Origin of the sequence: Paraburkholderia sp. IW21 (assembly GCF_041321145.1) — a bacterium.
In the GTDB taxonomy this organism is placed as follows: Bacteria; Pseudomonadota; Gammaproteobacteria; order Burkholderiales; family Burkholderiaceae; genus Paraburkholderia.
Genome location: NZ_JBGGWA010000003.1, coordinates 202,437 through 219,568, shown reverse-complemented (window position 1 = coordinate 219,568; position 17,132 = coordinate 202,437). Strand labels below are relative to the sequence as shown.

Sequence of the window (17,132 nt, the reverse complement as noted above, 5' to 3'; positions counted from 1 at the left end):
GTAAGCATCATCATGAAGCCCTCGGTGTCCACCGGGGGCTTTGTTCGTCAAACGCCGGAGTAAAGCATTGTGATGAGTAGTGACCAGTCGGGCGCGCTGGCAGGGGCCGCCGCGCCGTCCCCGGGCCCGAACGCCGTTGCGGACAACGCAGCGGACAATTTCGTCCAGATCGTCGACGTCGTGAAGAAGTTCGACGAGACCGCGGCGGTCAAAGGGGTCAACCTGTCGGTGAAAAAGGGCGAACTGTTCGCGCTGCTCGGCAGTTCCGGTTGCGGCAAGTCGACCTTGTTGCGCATGCTGGCCGGCCTCGAATCGATCACGTCGGGCAAGATCCTGATCGACGGCGAAGACCTCGCTCAATTGCCGCCGTATCGTCGGCCGGTCAACATGATGTTCCAGTCGTACGCGTTGTTCCCGCACATGACGGTCGAGGCGAATGTCGCCTTCGGCCTGAAGCAGGAAGGGGTGCCGAAGGCGGAACTGAAAGACCGCGTGCAGACCGCACTCGACCTGGTTCAGATGGGCCGTTTTGCGAAGCGCAAGCCGCATCAGCTCTCCGGCGGTCAGCAGCAGCGCGTCGCGCTGGCGCGCTCGCTGGTCAAGCGGCCGAAGCTATTGCTGCTCGACGAGCCGATGTCCGCGCTCGACAAACAGATCCGTCAGCGCACGCAGATCGAACTGCTCAACATTCTCGACCAGGTCGGCGTGACTTGCATGATGGTGACGCACGATCAGGAAGAGGCGATGACCATGGCGGATCGTCTTGCCGTGATGAGCGAAGGCGAGATCGTCCAGCTCGGCACGCCGCATGAAGTGTACGAATATCCGAACAGCCGCTTTTCGGCCGAGTTCATCGGCTCGACCAATCTGTTCGACGGCAACGTCGTCGAAGACGAACCCGATCACGTGTTCATCGAAACGCCGGATCTGCCGTGCCGCCTCTACGTGAGCCATGGCATCACCGGGCCGCTCGGCATGCCGGTAACGATCTCGGTGCGGCCCGAACGCATCGCGCTGACCCGCAAGCCGCCCGAAGGCGCGTACAACTGGGGTAAGGGCGTCGTCACGAATATCGCTTACATGGGCGGCTATTCGCTTTATCACGTGAAGCTCGAAGCCGGCAAAATGGTGATCGCGAACGTAACCAGCCTCGCGTTGACGGAAATCGATCCGCCCACCTGGGGTGACGAAGTTTATGTGCGCTGGAGCGCATCGGCCGGCGTGGTGCTGACGTCATGAAACGCTCGATCAGTTCTCTGGCATCGGGGCCGGTGCGCCGCTTCAACCTGACCGGCCGCACCGCGGTAGTGGCCGGCCCGTTCATCTGGCTGCTGCTATTTTTCCTCGTGCCGTTTCTGCTGGTGGTGAAGATCAGCTTCGCCGATTTGCAGCTCGGCATTCCGCCCTATACGGAACTCACCACCTTCACGGATGGTGTGATTCACGTCGCGCTGGACCTGTCGCATTACGCGTTTCTGCTGACCGACAGTCTTTACTTCGCGACTTATGTGAATTCGGTGGTGGTCGCGGGGATCTCCACGTTGCTGTGTTTGCTGATCGGCTATCCGATGGCGTACTACATCGCCCGATCGAATCCGGCGAGCCGCAATCTGTTGATGATGGCCGTGATGTTGCCGTTCTGGACGTCGTTTCTGATTCGCGTGTATGCGTGGATCGGCATTCTGAAGAACAACGGATTGCTGAACAACTTCCTGATGTCGATCGGGCTGATCCATTCGCCGATCGAGCTGTATCACACGAACACGGCGGTTTATATCGGCATGGTGTATTCGTACCTGCCGTTCCTCGTGATGCCGCTGTATGCGCATCTGGTGAAGATGGACATGACACTGCTGGAAGCCGCCTACGACCTCGGCGCGAAGCCATGGCGGGCGTTCTGGCAGATCACCTTGCCGCTGTCGAAAAACGGCATCATTGCCGGCTGTCTGCTGGTGTTCATTCCGGCGGTGGGCGAGTATGTGATTCCTGAATTGCTCGGTGGCGCGAACACGTTGATGATCGGCCGGGTGATGTGGAACGAGTTCTTCGACAATGCCGACTGGCCGATGGCGTCTGCCGTGACGTGTGCGATGGTGTTGTTGTTACTGGTGCCGATGGCGTTTTTCCAGTACGCGCAAGCGAAGGCGATGGAGGAAAGGCGCTGATGAAGCCGAACCGGATTTTGCAGTTCATTGCCTTGGGGATTGGTTTTTTATTCCTCTACATTCCGATCGTGAGTCTGATTGTGTATTCGTTCAACGAATCGCAACTGGTCACGGTGTGGACGCGCTTTTCCACGCGCTGGTACGCGGCGTTGTTGCAGGACGATGAGTTGATCGCCGCCGCGTGGCTCTCGTTGCGCGTGGCGCTGCTCACGGCGTTTGCTTCAGTGATGATCGGCACATGGGCCGGGTTTGTGCTCGCGCGGATGGGACGGTTTCGTGGCTTTACGCTTTACACCGGGATGATCAATGCGCCGCTGGTGATTCCCGAGGTGATTCAGGGGATCTCACTGCTGCTGTTGTTCATCGAAATGGCCAAGTGGCTGGGATGGCCTGCCGGGCGTGGCATTTTCACGATCTGGATCGGCCACGTGATGCTGTGTATTTCCTATGTGGCCATCATCGTGCAGTCCCGCGTGAAGGAGTTGCATCCTTCTCTCGAAGAAGCCGCGCTGGATCTTGGGGCGACACCGCTCAGGGTATTTTTCTTCATCACGCTGCCGTTGATTTCGCAGGCTCTCGTTTCCGGCTGGTTGTTGTCGTTCACCTTGTCGATTGACGATCTGGTGTTGTCGGCGTTCCTGTCCGGGCCTGGGTCGACGACGCTGCCGCTGGTCGTTTTCTCCCGCGTTCGGCTTGGGTTGAATCCGGAAATGAATGCGCTTGCCACGCTGTTTATTGCCGTGGTTACGGTTGGCGTCGTGGCGGCCAATTATTTTATGCAGCGGGCCGAGAGAAAAAGATCGGTCATGGCGGTTTAGGTTCTTGCCCATGCGGCGCGAAGACCATGCCGCCGCGTGGGCCAATACAAATAACCCCTCAAACCTTATACCCGATCCGAATCGCACCCCAATGCCGGCCGGCAACAAACACCGGCGCCGACGCATCCTTCATCAAAACAAACTGGCCGCCGCCCATGTCGCGGCGGTACGTCTGCAACAAGAATTTCTTGGTATGCGAGGCAGCCGCCATGCCGGTGCGATCATCGAACATCCGCCGATTCCGGCAATTCGCCATATTCCAGACCTCGTCCTCGCGCTGCGGCAAGGAGAACTTGAGATTGTGAGTGGGTAGATAACCCCGCACGTCGACAGCGGCGCAAAACGCCACGCGCGGATCGAGCCCGAGGAAAGGCTCCTGGATCGCAGGCAAAACCCGATCGGCAAAAGCCGTAAAACGGGTAAGGAACTGCGCCGGATTGCTCCCGGCAACGGGCACATAATGCTGATCGAAGAGATCGTCAATCGATACTTCGCGCTGGGCGACGGCCGATTCAAAGACCTTGCTCACCGCGGCCGCGGCTTGCTGTACCGCTTCGATAAAGCGCGTGTCCGTGGTCTCGACCCCGGTTGCGGCGGTTAGCTCGATCAACGTCTCCGACACGCCGAGCAAATTCCCCAGCCGGTCTTTCGCCTGCACAAAGTTCTCGCTCGAATCCTCGACACCGCTCGCCATCTCCAGCACCTGCGCCTCGAGCCCGTTGCATTGCGTTTCGATCTCACCGGTCAACGCGGCAATCTGCCCAGCCTCCTCGTTGAGCTGCGTGATCGCATCGCCCGTCGCGTGCACGACGTCGCCGATCTTGCGAGTGCCTTCGCGTACCCTGTGCGCCCGCACGGTGTTCACCGCCCCCTCGCTGATCAACTGCTCGGTCTGCTGAGTGAGTTGCGCCAGCGTCTGCTCGATCTGGCCGGTCGCCTGCGCGGTCTTCGCCGACAAGTTCTTGACCTCGGCTGCCACTACCGCGAAGCTCTTGCCGGAGTCGCCGGCGCGCGCGGCTTCGATCGCGGCGTTCAGCGCCAGCAAATGCGTTTGCCGGGCAATCAGCGAAATCTCCTCGGAGACGCGACTGACATGGGCCAATGCGCTGCGCAACGCACCGATCTGGCTCTCGATCACCGTCACACCCTCCACCAGTCCGTGGATGTCGGCCAGCGACGCTTCCAGCGTCTGCTGCGATTCCTGCACGCCGGTCGCGGCTTCGGCCGACACGCTGCGCATTTCACGCGCGGCCGTGGCAATGCGATGGTTCCCCGCGAGGGTCTGCGCGGCGGATTCGCGCAGCGCGCGGCATACCTGCGCCTGGTGCTGCACGCGCGCGGCGACTTCCTCGACGTGGCCCGACACGTCACAGATTTCGATTCCCAGTTTGCCGGCTTGCGCGGCAATATCGCCGACGACCGTTTGCGAACGACCGGTCCGGCGAAAGCTGAAACGCGTCATGCTCGTCTCCTTGATGGCGCGGTTGGCGCGGTCAAAAACGCGGTCATTCCGTGCGGATGCCGCGTCTTCCCGACGCATTTACGGCACGCTTTCAATCGACTTGATACGGAGTATCCCGCAGTCGTTATGATGTGGGATCGGGCAGGGCGCTGGCACGCCCGGTACGCGGCACGCGTGCGTCGGCCAGCCCTTGGACTGGCACGGCTCTGCAAGTGGCTGTGCCGCCCATTTCTCGCAGCCCTCCCTCTCACCTGCGGACCATGATCGACTCCTTTGTACGCGTTTCGGGCTGGCAGCAACTCTCTCACGTGTGGGAGCTGCTCGTGATGCTCTGCAAATTTCTTTGGAGCCTGCTGCGGTTGCTCGGCGGCGGTTGAACATCGTCGTGAACCGCGCGCAATGAAATGGCTGCTTGCCGGTGAAGCTTTGGACTAAAGCTGATCGACGCTGTTGGCCAATACCGACCTGTCGCCGCGCTCATACAGAATGTTCTCAGAGGCGCATAATCCTGATTGAATTGCACTCCCTTCGGTCTCGGGGCGCGCTGCTTGCGGCGCGCCCTGTACTTGCAACGTTGTCAGACTGACGAGCGTTCTCACTCTGAAAACAGCGCCCGTTAAGGTTAATGAATATTCGGATGTCTTGCGCTCCGAACCCCATAACCAAGGAGAGCCCTCATGGGAGTGCGTCCAGATCCTACGTTCCACGCATCGCCGAAACTCGCGATGGATGCGCCAGTGGAAGACTTCGCCTACACGCTGCTGCTCAGCCCCGATTTTTCGCAGCCCGACGCGCTCGCCGTCATCGACGTGAAGCCCGGCTCGCCGACCTACAGCCAGGTGGTTCATACAGTGCCGGTGCCGAATAAGGGCGACGAATTCCATCACTTCGGATGGAATGCCTGCTCATCGTCACTGTCGCCGCTGACCGGCCACGCCTTCCTGGAGCGACGCTATCTGATCATTCCGGGGATGCGCTCCTCGCGCATCTACATCGTGGACACCAAGCCCCATCCGACCCAGGCGCGAATCCACAAGATCATCGAACCTGAGGAAATCTTCCGCAAGACAGGCTACTCGCGTCCGCACACGGTCCATTGCGGACCGGAAGGCATCTACGTCAGCACGCTCGGCGGCGGCGGCAAGGATGGCACGGACGGTCCTCCGGGCATCTTCATCATGGACTGCGAGACTTTCGATGTCCTCGGCCGCTGGGAGATCGATCGCGGGTCGCAGGAGAAACACTACGATTTCTGGTGGAACCTGCCGCGCGACTACATGGTGTCGAGCGAGTGGGCGTTGCCGCCGCAATTCGAGAACGGGATCGTCCCCGAAGACCTTTTGTCGAACAAGTACGGGCACCGCATCCACTTCTGGGATTTGCGGGCGAGGCGCAACGTGCAGACGATCGATCTCGGCGCGAACCACCAGATGGCGCTCGAAGTGCGGCCGGCGCACGATCCCCGCCGGGAGTATGGTTTCATCGGCGTGGTGGTCGACACGACGAACCTGGAAGGGTCGATCTGGACCTGGTGGCGGGAGGGCGGAACGTTCCACATCGAGAAGACCGCGACCATTCCGCCGGAGCCCGCAGCCGCGGAACGGCTTCCACCTTTGCTTCAGGGATTCGGCGCGGTGCCCCCGCTCGTCACCGATATCGATCTCTCCATCGACGACAAATTCCTGTACGTCGCCTGCTGGGGAACCGGCGAGATGCGCCAGTACGACGTGACGGAACCCCGGAAACCGAAGCTCGCGGGATCGGTCCACATCGGCGGGATCGTGCGGCGCACGCCGCACCCGAACGGCAAAACGTTCGCCGGTGGTCCGCAGATGGTCGAGATCAGCCGCGACGGGAAGCGGGTCTACTGGACGAACTCGCTCTACTCGACGTGGGACAACCAGTTCTACCCGGACGGCGTGCCCGCGGCACAGGTCATGGCCCGGGCTGAACCTGGTGGTGGCCTCGCGCTGGCCGACGACTACTGGGTGACCTTTCCCGACGGATACCGGGCTCACCAGATCCGGCTCGAAGGCGGCGACTGCTCGACCGATTCGTTCTGTTACCCGTCGGTGGGGACTTGATCGAGGGCAGCTGGCCACAGGCCGGCCTCTGGTTAGCCGTCGTGGCGAGTGGTCTCTATCACGGGGCCAACCCGGCAATGGGATGGCCGCTCGCCGTTTCGAGCGGGCTGATGGACAGACGTGCCGGGGCGCTCTTCCGCGCGCTTTTATATCTCGCGGCGGGGCACGTGTTGGCAATGTTCGTGGTGATGGTGCCGTTCGCCATGCTTGCGATCCTGCTCGCCTGGCAGCGCGAGATCCAGATCGGCGCGAGTGTGCTCGTCATCGGCTTCGGTGCCTTCCTTCTGGTCTGGCGACGTCATCCGCGAGTACTCGCGCGCATCCCACCGTCGCGGCTCGCGCTCTGGTCCTTCGCCGTTGCCATCGCGCACGGCGCAGGACTGATGCTCGTACCTATCTACCTCGGACTTTGCCGGTCCTACGACCTGGATCAAGGGCATCAGGCCGCGCGGGCCCTGATCGACGCCAATCTGGGCATGGCGCTGCTTGTCTCCGGCGTCCATGCCACCGCCATGATTGTGGTCGGCGGACTCCTCGCCTGGTTGGTCTACCGCTACCTGGGGCTGAAGTTCGTGTCAAGGAGCTGGTTCAATCTGGACGCGATCTGGGCATCAAGCCTCATCCTGGTTGGCACGCTCTCATTGGCATTGAATGCCGCGGTACCAGGCGCCCATGACCTTGGCGAACTTCGAACCGCCGTGCGTGCAGCGCCGCTGCAATTCGGCGCGCGGCACGCTGGTGATGCCGAGGTGCGCGGCGAGCGAGCGGGGCGATAGCGGCGCTGTTGATGCGGACGTTGCGGAGTCGGTGCTTGCCATGGTTCCTGTCTCCCTCCAGTTCGAGTTAGATCGCATCTGCATCTGCATCTGCATGTGCATGTGCATGTGCATGTGCATCTATCGCGAGCGGCCCCTCAGCCGCATGCGGCGTCAAGGCACGAAGTGATAATCGTGCGGCCGCACACGCCGCGTGCGTTTGCGGAAGCTGAAGGTGAAGCCGGGCCACACCGCCGTAACCTTGCCGCTCTTCGTCTGATACCAGCTATGACAGCCGCTGACCCACACGGAGTGCTGCATGTCCTTCTGCAGACGCGCGTTGAAATCGCGCTGGACGTGGGGCCGCAGGTTCATCGTGCGCGCTTTGCGTCGGCGCAGCACGCGCAGGCAATCGGCGATGTATTGCACTTGCGACTCGATCATGTAGATCATCGAGTTGTGGCCAAGCCCGGTATTCGGGCCGACGATCATGAAGAAGTTCGGAAAATTGGCGATGCTGGTGCCGAGGTAGGCCTCTGGCCCGTCGCGTAACCACATCGCGCCGAGATCGGCGCCGTCGAGGCCGGTCACCTCGAACGGCGCGCCGACGTCGTTGACCTGGAAGCCGGTGCCGCAGATGATCGCGTCGGCGCGGTGATGCGCGCCGTCTTCGGTGACGATGCCATCGGCGACGATTTCGCGGATGCCGGTCGTCACCACGTCGACGTTCGGCTGGTTGAGCGCCGGATAGTAATCGCTCGACAGCAGGACGCGCTTGCAACCGAGCCGGTAGTTCGGCGTCAGCCTGGCGCGCAGCGCCGGGTCCTTGACGCGCCGCTCCAGATAGCTCAAGCCGAACTTCATCGGCAACTTCATCAGCCTCGGATTGACCACGAACGCAATCGCACGCGATTCGAGCTGCCAGTAGATCGTATTGCGCACGAAGCGCTGCGTGAAAGGCAGATGTCGGAACAGCCAGTGCGCGCGCGGACCGATCGGTTTGTCGGGCTTCGGCATGATCCACGGCGCGGTGCGCTGGAACAATTCGAGTCGCGCGACGCGCGGCTGGATCCGCGGCACGAACTGGATCGCGCTCGCGCCGGTGCCGATCACCGCAACGCGCTTACCTTCGAGCGGATAGTCATGGTCCCACCGCGCCGAATGAAACAGCTTGCCTTCGAAGCGCTCGAGCCCCGCGATCCGCGGCATGGCCGGCCGCGACAACGGGCCGCTCGCGGCGATCACCACATCGGCCTCGATGCGCTCGCGCGTGCCGTTCGAATCGATCTCGACTTGCCAGCTTTGCCGCGCTTCGTCGAAACGCGCCGAGGCCACGTGCGCATTGCAGCGCACGTAACGATCGACGCCGTATTTGCGCGCGCAATGCTTGAGGTAGGCGAGGATCTCCGCCTGGCTGCCGAACGCCCGCGACCATGCCGGGTTCGGCTCGAACGAAAACGAATACAGATGCGACGGCACATCGCAGGCCGCACCGGGATAGGTGTTGTCGCGCCACGTGCCGCCGATATCGGCGGCCGCCTCGTAAACCGTGAACGACGTGATGCCCATCTGCTGGAGACGGATCGCCATGCCGATGCCCGCAAAGCCGCTTCCGACAATGACAATGCGGGGCGTGGCGGTTTGGGCAGATGAGGCAGGCGTCACAGCGGGTCTCCGGAGGTGGACGAAACGGGGTGTCTACCTATCTCTAACTGTGTCGGCTGCAGCATCGCGGTATCGGCGGAAATGGAGGGCGACGTCGCGTAGGCGGAGCGTTTCATCATCAGGCTGTTCGCGGGTTCGGTGCTGCTCGCGCAACATCAGCCGGCGAGGGTGGTGACGTCAGTGAGTGCATAAAGGTCATCGACAAAAAACAGGCTCCGTGAAGGAGCCTGTTGTCATTGCCGCTGGATTGATTTCCGCTTAAGCGGCGCTGTCATGCTCAGGTATCGCTCCAGCCACCGGAATCGTCGTTGCTGCCCATGTCGACGCCACCACCGCTGTTATCGCTCCAGTCGTTCGAGCCCTGGCCGAAGTCGAGACCACCGCCGTTGTTGCCGCCACCGCCACGGCGCCGCGTTTCGTCATCGTCGACGATCACATCGCGCTCCACGACGCGTTCACGTCCGGAATTCAGCGCCTCGCCGAGCAGCACGCCGGTCAGCAAACCGCCCATGCCGCCGCCGAAACCGCCACCACCTTGTTGCACGATGACCGGCGGCTGTTGCTGATACGGTCCTTGCTGCGGATAGGGCGCTTGCGGCGGGTTGCCGAAACGCTCGGCCTCCTGCGCATACGGCGACTGCTGCGTGCCGGCGGCGGACGCGGCATACGGATCGGGCCGGCCGTCGGCGCGCGCGCGCATGCTGCCGAGGCGCTGCTCCAGTTCATCGAGCTGATAGGGCGGCACCGGATTCTTGCTGTTCGACAGCGTTTCGACGAGACCTCGCAGCTGGTCTTCGGTCGCTTCGACTTCCTTCTCCAGCGCTTCATGACCGGGCGCGGTGGAGAGCTTCACGTCGAGCTTCAGCGAGCGCACGGTGTTGAGCATCTCCGTTGCACGCTTGAGCTGCACGCGACGATCGTCGTCGGCGCGCGTATCGTCTTTCGAGCGGGCGCGGCGCAATGTCCAGCGCAACACCAGTGCGATCGCGCCGATCAGAACAATGATGCCGATCCACATGCCGATGCCGGGACCATGCCGTTGCGGTGCCTGCGACACCATGGCGGACTGCTGCTGCACGGCCGGCGCGTTTTGCTGCACGAACGGGTTGGCCGCGCGGCTCGTGGTGTCGCCACCGGCGCCGCCGGTGCGTTCCGCGTCCTTGCGGATACGCGCCTCGGTTTGCGCGAAACGGGTCGGGTCGGTGAATCGGATTTGCGGGTCGAGCGTCTTGGCCTGTTGCACCTGGGCGAGCGCGTCGGCAGAACGGCCTTCGCGATCGAGCACCTGGCTGTACAGGTAGTGCGCGCGAGCATTGTTCGGATGTGCCTGCAGCACTTCGCTCAAACCGGCATCGGCCTGCTGCCAGTTGCCTTGCGACATGGCGGATTCGATCTGCTGAACTGTCGGCACAGCGAACGCCGCGGCCGACACGAACAGCAATGAAGCGAATGCGGTTGCGAGAAATTTTTTCATTTACGGACCGGGCGCGGGGCGCCCGTCTCCTTGGCAATCGATTTCGGCGGTCCGGCGGCCGGCGCACCGCCGCCAGCCCTCCGGTGCCACACAGGACGTGTGGCAGGTATGCCGCGGTCTTGTCCGAGCCCGCGCGTAACGCCGGTGAAGCGCGCAGCGTCGCGCACCATGCCGACGCTGCGTAACAACCTACTGCTGACTAACTGCTCACGACTCAAGCCACCGCGCCGACAACTGCGCCAACACGATACGGCCGACGCAATTACTGGGCCGGCGTATTGATCTGCTTCTTCAACGCTTCGAGACGGTCTTCGACGGAGGGGCCGCGGTTCAGATCCGCGAGCTTGTCGTCGAGCGCCTTGCCGCTCGTCACGTCGGCCGAATTCAGGCGCGCGTCGGAACGGGCGTTCGACAGCGCGACCTTGTCTTCCAGCTTCTGGAAATCTTCGGACAGATTCTTGCCGCCAATGCCGCCCAACGCAGTGGCCGCGACGTCTTTGGCCTGAGCGATCTGCTGCTTGGCTTGCAGAATGTTCGAGCGTGCGTTCAGGTCGTTACGACGGCCGCGCATGTCGTCGATCTGGCTCTTCAACTGCGCAACCGACGGCTCCAGCGTGGTCAGTTCCCTAGCCAGCGCATCGCGTTCGGCTTCGGCCGTGGCTTGTGCGCCGAGGGCTTCACGGGCGAGTGCTTCGTCGCCGGATTGCAGCGCGCGTTTGGCGCCGTCTTCGTACTTCTTCGCCTTGTCGGCGGCAACATCGCGTTTGCTTTGCTGCGTGGCGACTTGCGCCTGAATCTCGATCAGCGAGTTCTCCGCTTTAGCGATGCTCTCGTCGAGTTCGCGCACGATCTGGCGCGAGTCGCGCGACGGGTCTTGCACGGAATCGGCCGCGTCGTTCAGGAGACCTTTAAGCGTGCGCGAAATGCTGTCAAAAAGCGACATGAAAACCTCCAAAGAATGTAATCGGCGCTGAATGATCCCCGCGCGCTCAACTGCTTTCGAATGCTACTTTACGCCGCTGCGCCCGAAGCTGCGCAGCGTTCGGACCGGAGTTCGGGGCACACTCGCCGATTGCAATAGGGGGGCTTGCGAATTTCCGATTTCGCAAACCGAATTGCAAGCAGCCTCGGCGGTTAAAACGCGCGGCGGCCCACCCAGCCGCTGGCGGATATTACACCACGCGATCTCTTAAAACCGCCTTAAAGGGCGCGATGACACAATCGCCAACTTTGCGCGCGATGGGTGTCGCGGATGTGAATAAAAATGGATGTAACGATGTGCAACGTCCATTCTCGGTGGCGGCTTGCCTGCACCATCCGTTCAGGCGAAGCGGCCGCCTTCCGTGCTCGGATCGTCTTCGTTCCGAGCGGCGTCAAGACGCGGACGCTTGAGCACGTTGCGCGACCGCACCTTGGTATCGCTTTGTTCCGGTACCGCGTCCGCAATGACCGCCGCCTTGGCTGCGGCGACACGCGCCACGGCTTCGGCTGCCGCGGCGGCTTCCACTTCCTCCGGGGTGGCGGTGAGGGCGGCCAATACGTCTGCCGGCAGCAACGGTGCTGTGCTTGTTCCCGCGGGCGGGCCCGACACGTCATCCGCGTGCGAGGCGGCCGGACTCTCCGCCGGCGCAGCAGAATCATTGCCACCACGGGTTCGCAAGGTCGCCGGCGCCGCCGCCCGTGCGTGCCCCGTGCCGCGCGCGACCCGCTGCAGCGCCGCATCGAGCGCGTCGGGCGCGCGCGGCGCACGCAACCGGTCGACGATGCTGGCCGCTTTCACCTGTTCACTGGTCGCGCCGAAGCTCAACACGGCGCGCCGCATGAGTTCGCTGACACTAATGCCCAGATTTTCGGCCGTGGTGGCGATCGCGCGTTTTTGCGCGGTCGTGACGAATACGACGATGCGTTCGCTGGGCTTGTTCATGGTCGGCTCGCATACTTGTTTGTTGGCATTGGCGGGTCCAGGCGTGCGTTTGGCGTACGCCGTCGCGTGCGGCGGTGACGACTCACGCGCCGAGTCCATCATATGACGAGTTGCACCGACGCGGAACGGGCGCGCCATGAAAATCCCGTGACATCAATGAGTTGTGGCGTTTCTGGCTGGCTTGTCCACAGGCCTTTCAACATTTTCTGTTGATAACCCCGGCCGAGGCGCGCCGGGCGCTTGCGTGACTGCCGCGATATGCCTTCCTGCCATAGCGCGAAGGGAATTCTTACAAAAAAACTGTCTTGCGCCGGGCTTGATTTCTTTAAAATGCGCTGTTACGTTGCGCCGGACGCCTGTTCCAGGCGCGCCGTGCGGCCGGCCGGGGGCAAAAGGCCGCGCGGTGTTGGGTGCCTCAAGCCACGATGCTCGACCACGATCCATGCACGCGCCAGGAGCGTGTGCAGAAAGGCGTTCAGTTACGCGCCCACTATTCCAGTCATGCCAATCATCAAACGACCGCATTCTTCAAATTCTCCGGCTGGTGAAGACCGGGACGCCTACCACCGCACTCCAGGACGCAACGCTGCTTCGCGCGACGCGGAGGCCGGTCGCCGCTCCTTTGGCGTCACTGTCGCGATCTGGTTCGCCGGCCTGCTGGCGACTGTCGCCGTGGTGGGGGCGCTGATCGTCGGTTACGCGCTGGTGGTGATGGGGCCGCAACTGCCGTCGCTCGATGCGCTGACCGACTATCGCCCGAAAGTGCCGCTGCGGGTATACACCGCGGATCACGTGCTGATCGGCGAGTTCGGCGAAGAGCGGCGCAGCCTCGTGCGCTTCCAGGACATCCCGGACCAGATGAAGAAGGCGGTCCTCGCGATCGAAGACTATCGCTTCTACGAGCACGGCGGGGTCGACTTCGTCGGCATTTTGCGCGCGGGTGTTTCCGACCTGATGCACGGCGGCGCCTCCCAGGGCGCGAGCACGATCACCATGCAGGTGGCGCGCAACTTCTTCCTCTCGAGCGAAAAGACCTACACGCGCAAGATCTACGAAATGCTGCTGGCGTACAAGATCGAGCGGGCGATGACCAAGGATCAGATCCTCGAGGTCTACATGAACCAGATTTATCTGGGCGAGCGCTCGTACGGTTTTGCCGCGGCCGCGCGTGTGTATTTCGGCAAGGATCTGAAAGACATCACGCTGGCTCAGGCCGCGATGCTGGCCGGCTTGCCGAAGGCGCCATCCGCGTATAACCCGGTGGTCAATCCGAAGCGCGCGAAGATCCGTCAGGAATACATCCTGAAACGCATGCTCGAACTGAAGTACATCAGCCAGGACCAGTATGACCAGGCTGTCAAGGAAGAGATCCACACCAAGAATCCGGGCAACGAATACAGCGTGCATGCCGAGTACATCGCCGAAATGGTTCGCCAGATGATGTATGCACAGTACAAGGACGAGACTTATACGCGCGGCCTGAATGTCACCACCACGATCGATTCCGCCGATCAGGACTCGGCCTATCGCGCGGTGCGCAAGGGCGTGATGGACTACGAGCGGCGTCACGGCTATCGCGGACCGGAAGGCTTCGTGCAACTGCCCGCGCCGGGCGACGACCGCGATCAGACCATCGACGACGCGCTCACCGATCATCCCGACAACGGCGAGCTCATCGCCGCCGTGGTGACCGACGCGAGTCCGAAGCACGTGAAGGCGCAGCTGGTCGACGGCACCGAAGTGACGATCAGCGGCGACGGCCTGCGCTTTGCGGCCAGCGCGCTGAGCGCGCGCGCGGCGGCGGCTACCAAAATCAAGCCGGGTTCGATCGTGCGCCTCGTCGCCGACGACAAGGGCAAATGGCAGATCACGCAGCTTCCGCAAGTGGAAGGCGCGCTGGTTTCGCTGACGCCGCAGGACGGCGCGATTCGCGCACTGGTGGGCGGCTTCGATTTCAACAAGAACAAGTTCAACCACGTCACGCAGGCGTGGCGTCAGCCGGGTTCCAGCTTCAAGCCGTTCATCTATTCGGCGGCGCTCGACAAGGGTATTGGACCGGCCACGATCATCAACGACGCGCCGCTGTACTTCCCGCCGAGCACGCCCGGCGGTGACGCGTGGGAGCCGAAGGACGACGACCAGCCGGACGGGCCGATGCCGATGCGCCTCGCGTTGCAGAAGTCGAAGAACCTGGTGTCGATCCGCATCCTGTCGTTCATCGGCACCAAGTACGCGCAAGATTTCGTCACCCAGCGTTTTGGTTTCGACGCGGACAAGACTCCGCCCTATCTGCCCATGGCGCTTGGCGCGGGCCTCGTCACGCCGCTGCAATCGGCGGGCGCCTACTCGGTGTTCGCGAACGGCGGCTACCGGATCAACCCGTATCTGATCAGCGAGGTGACGGATGCACGCGGCGAGCTGCTCTCGAAAGCACAACCGCTGACGGCGGGCAAGGATGCGCCGCGTACGCTCGAACCGCGTAACGCCTACATCATGAACAGCCTGCTGCATTCGGTTGCCACCGCGGGTACGGGGGCGGGCACCAACGTGCTGCATCGTTCGGACTTGCAGGGCAAGACGGGTACGACCAACGATGCGAAGGACGGCTGGTTCGCCGGCTATCAGCAATCGCTGGTGGCGGTGGCGTGGATGGGTTACGACCAGCCGAAGAGTCTCGGCAGCCGCGAGTTCGGTGCACAACTCGCGTTGCCGATCTGGGTCGAGTACATGCAGCGCGCGCTGCGCGGTGTGCCGCAAAGCGAGCCGGCGCAGCCGGACGGCGTGACCTCGGTCGACGGCGAACTGTTCTATACGGACATGACGCCGGGCAATGGATTCGTGGCCAGCATCGGTCTGGATTCGGCGAATCCGACCGCCGGTGTGAGCGATGCGGTCGGCGGCGTGGGGCCGGCGGGCATGACGCCGCCGGCGGTGCCTCCGCCGAGCGTCTCGTCGAACGAAAAGAAGCAGATCATGGATCTGTTCGAGTCCAACAAACCTTGAGCTGGCAAGCGTGTGCGGGCCGTATGGCCGCTCACGCAAGTCTTTGAGCAGGCGAGGAAAGTCCGCGCCTCGCCTGGCTTCGTCGCGCGGTTGCGCAGCCGCGGCGTCAGAAGCTTTTGCTCCCGCCCTCCGCAGTGTGTTTTAATCACGCCTGCGCTGTCTCAAAATTGGGTCCCCCAGGGACGCTCGATTCCTCCGCGGTTTCGGCCTCCAGCACTGCGGCGTCTCGCCGCGAGTGCGACGTCCATCTTCGAAATTTCGCGCCGCGCGAGACCCGCTTGACGCGCGCGCATGCCACTTCGTCCGTGGGCAACTGTGAGACTGCCGCGGCCGGCGTGTTTGCCATTCAGCATCCACCAGGTCTTTGCCTCGTGAAAAGTCGAATACTCATCTGTCTGATGACAGGCCTGTTGCGCGCGTTCGCGTTGCTGCCATACGGCGTTGTCGCGCGCATCGGCACCGGCATCGGTGCGTTGCTGTACCGGATTCCGAGCGCCCGCCGGCGCGTCGTGCATACCAATCTGAAACTGTGTTTTCCCGACATGAGCGACGAAGCGCGCGAACGCCTTGCGCGCGCGCATTTCTGTCATGTGATCCGCAGTTATGTCGAGCGCGGCCCCCAATGGTTCGGCAACGCGCAGGCGCTCGCGCGCCTTGTCGAAGTGGAGAGTGCGATCGACCTCGCCGACATGCAAGGCCAGCCGACGATTTTTGTCGGCTTCCATTTTGTCGGTATCGAGGCGGGCTGCATGATGTATTCGACGCGGCATCCGGTTGCTTCCCTGTACACGCCGATGTCGAACCTCCTGCTCGACGCGATGGCCAAGCGGCAGCGCGGGCGCTTCGGCACGGAGATGATTCCGCGTAGCGATAGTGTGCGGCGGGCTTTGCGTGTTTTGCGTGAGGGCAAGCCGGTCATGCTGGCGGCCGATATGGATTTTGGGCTGCGGGATTCGGTATTCGTGCCGTTTTTTGGCGTGCCGGCTTGCACGCTGACTTCTGTTTCGCGGATGGCGCGCGCGGGGAATGCTCGGGTTGTGCCGTTTGTGACGGAAGTGCTGCCGGACTATCGTGGCTATAAGCTGACTATTTTCGAAGCGTTAAGCGATTTTCCTTCGGATGATGTCGCTGTTGATGCGCGGCGGATTACCGAGTTTCTTGAAACTCAGGTAAGACGGATTCCTGATCAATATTATTGGGTGCATAAGCGGTTTAAGAATCGACCTGTGGGAGAGGCAGGGGTTTATTGACTTCGACGAGTGTGGGACGGACCCGACTCGTTCTGCATAGGTGCAGCATGGGTAATTCATGCGCGCTCAATCACTTACGCTGGCTGTCCTGGTGTTATTAACAGGGATCTCCACACAAACTGTGGACAAGCCGAATATCCTGAGAGTCTGATTGCCCGCGTGGGACTGCATGCGATGTTGCATCGCGTTCCAGCAGCGGCGATATCACCGTCTCATGACGGAATTGTCATACAGCCATCACGTTGATGGTCACTTGCACTGGCTATATTGAAATTCATATCCGCTAATTCTCGACGATGTCGAGGGTTTAGCGCGACCCATGCGAAGCACCGGCAGGTGCGTCTTCGCCAACGTGCGGTTAGCTGGCGTGCGCCGGCAATCGCTTGTGCAGATTGTTCCAGATAGAACCCCGTCCCTTGCGACAGGCGTCGCCGCGTAGTGATGACCTGCCGGAAACGGCGCGCGCCACGAGCGGGTCACGCACGGCTCTACTCAAAGTCAACTGTCCGAATCCGAGGGGGCTTATGTACAC

12 protein-coding genes are annotated in these 17,132 nt (G+C 62.2%); 7 read left to right on the top strand and 5 right to left on the bottom strand.

Going from position 1 to position 17,132, the window contains the following annotated elements; all coding sequences use genetic code 11:
* The first annotated feature begins 72 nt into the window (after positions 1-72).
* Genes ACAX43_RS08230 through ACAX43_RS08220 form a run of 3 tightly spaced genes read left to right on the top strand, consistent with a single transcriptional unit; the run spans position 73 to position 2,983 of the window.
* Complete coding sequence (locus tag ACAX43_RS08230; protein WP_370707915.1) at positions 73-1,239, top strand: ABC transporter ATP-binding protein; 1,167 nt, start codon at positions 73-75, stop codon at positions 1,237-1,239.
* Complete coding sequence (locus ACAX43_RS08225; protein WP_370707914.1) at positions 1,236-2,165, top strand: ABC transporter permease subunit; 930 nt, start codon at positions 1,236-1,238, stop codon at positions 2,163-2,165. Before ACAX43_RS08230 ends, ACAX43_RS08225 begins: the two co-directional genes overlap by 4 nt.
* Entirely contained in the window at positions 2,165-2,983 is an 819-nt protein-coding gene (locus ACAX43_RS08220) for an ABC transporter permease subunit (protein ID WP_370707913.1), read from the top strand. The genes ACAX43_RS08225 and ACAX43_RS08220 overlap by 1 nt, the downstream gene beginning before the upstream one ends.
* 58 nt (positions 2,984-3,041) lie before the next feature.
* Here the strand turns inward: ACAX43_RS08220 and ACAX43_RS08215 are convergent, their stop codons facing one another.
* Positions 3,042-4,445 carry a methyl-accepting chemotaxis protein gene (locus ACAX43_RS08215; RefSeq protein ID WP_370707912.1) on the bottom strand — a complete coding sequence of 468 codons (1,404 nt, stop codon included), beginning with the start codon at positions 4,443-4,445 and terminating at the stop codon, positions 3,042-3,044.
* 677 nt (positions 4,446-5,122) lie between these two features.
* Between ACAX43_RS08215 and ACAX43_RS08210 the strand changes: the two genes are divergently transcribed.
* Both ACAX43_RS08210 and ACAX43_RS08205 read left to right on the top strand, forming a co-directional pair.
* The gene (locus tag ACAX43_RS08210; protein ID WP_370707911.1) at positions 5,123-6,529 is read left to right on the top strand and encodes a selenium-binding protein SBP56-related protein; all 1,407 of its coding nucleotides are present in this window, start codon (positions 5,123-5,125) and stop codon (positions 6,527-6,529) included.
* A complete protein-coding gene (locus ACAX43_RS08205; RefSeq protein ID WP_370707910.1) occupies positions 6,526-7,305 on the top strand; it encodes a hypothetical protein in 780 nt (259 codons plus the stop codon). Before ACAX43_RS08210 ends, ACAX43_RS08205 begins: the two co-directional genes overlap by 4 nt.
* A gap of 153 nt (positions 7,306-7,458) precedes the next feature.
* Here ACAX43_RS08205 and ACAX43_RS08200 read toward each other — a convergent pair whose 3' ends face one another.
* From ACAX43_RS08200 to ACAX43_RS08185, 4 genes are all read right to left on the bottom strand, one after another.
* The gene (locus tag ACAX43_RS08200; protein ID WP_370707909.1) at positions 7,459-8,949 is read right to left on the bottom strand and encodes a flavin-containing monooxygenase; all 1,491 of its coding nucleotides are present in this window, start codon (positions 8,947-8,949) and stop codon (positions 7,459-7,461) included.
* Between the two features lie 277 nt (positions 8,950-9,226).
* Positions 9,227-10,423 carry a tetratricopeptide repeat protein gene (locus tag ACAX43_RS08195; protein WP_370707908.1) on the bottom strand — a complete coding sequence of 399 codons (1,197 nt, stop codon included), beginning with the start codon at positions 10,421-10,423 and terminating at the stop codon, positions 9,227-9,229.
* Between the two features lie 262 nt (positions 10,424-10,685).
* Positions 10,686-11,366: a PspA/IM30 family protein gene (locus tag ACAX43_RS08190; protein WP_370707907.1), complete on the bottom strand. Its 681-nt coding sequence runs from the start codon at positions 11,364-11,366 to the stop codon at positions 10,686-10,688.
* 378 nt (positions 11,367-11,744) lie between these two features.
* Positions 11,745-12,347 (bottom strand): hypothetical protein, encoded by a 603-nt coding sequence (locus tag ACAX43_RS08185; RefSeq protein WP_370707906.1) that lies wholly within the window; start codon positions 12,345-12,347, stop codon positions 11,745-11,747.
* A gap of 501 nt (positions 12,348-12,848) precedes the next feature.
* Between ACAX43_RS08185 and ACAX43_RS08180 the strand changes: the two genes are divergently transcribed.
* Complete coding sequence (locus ACAX43_RS08180) at positions 12,849-15,350, top strand: penicillin-binding protein 1A (protein WP_370707905.1); 2,502 nt, start codon at positions 12,849-12,851, stop codon at positions 15,348-15,350.
* Positions 15,351-15,721: 371 nt separating this feature from the next.
* Entirely contained in the window at positions 15,722-16,600 is an 879-nt protein-coding gene (locus tag ACAX43_RS08175; protein ID WP_370707904.1) for a lipid A biosynthesis lauroyl acyltransferase, read from the top strand.
* The last annotated feature ends 532 nt before the right edge of the window (positions 16,601-17,132 follow it).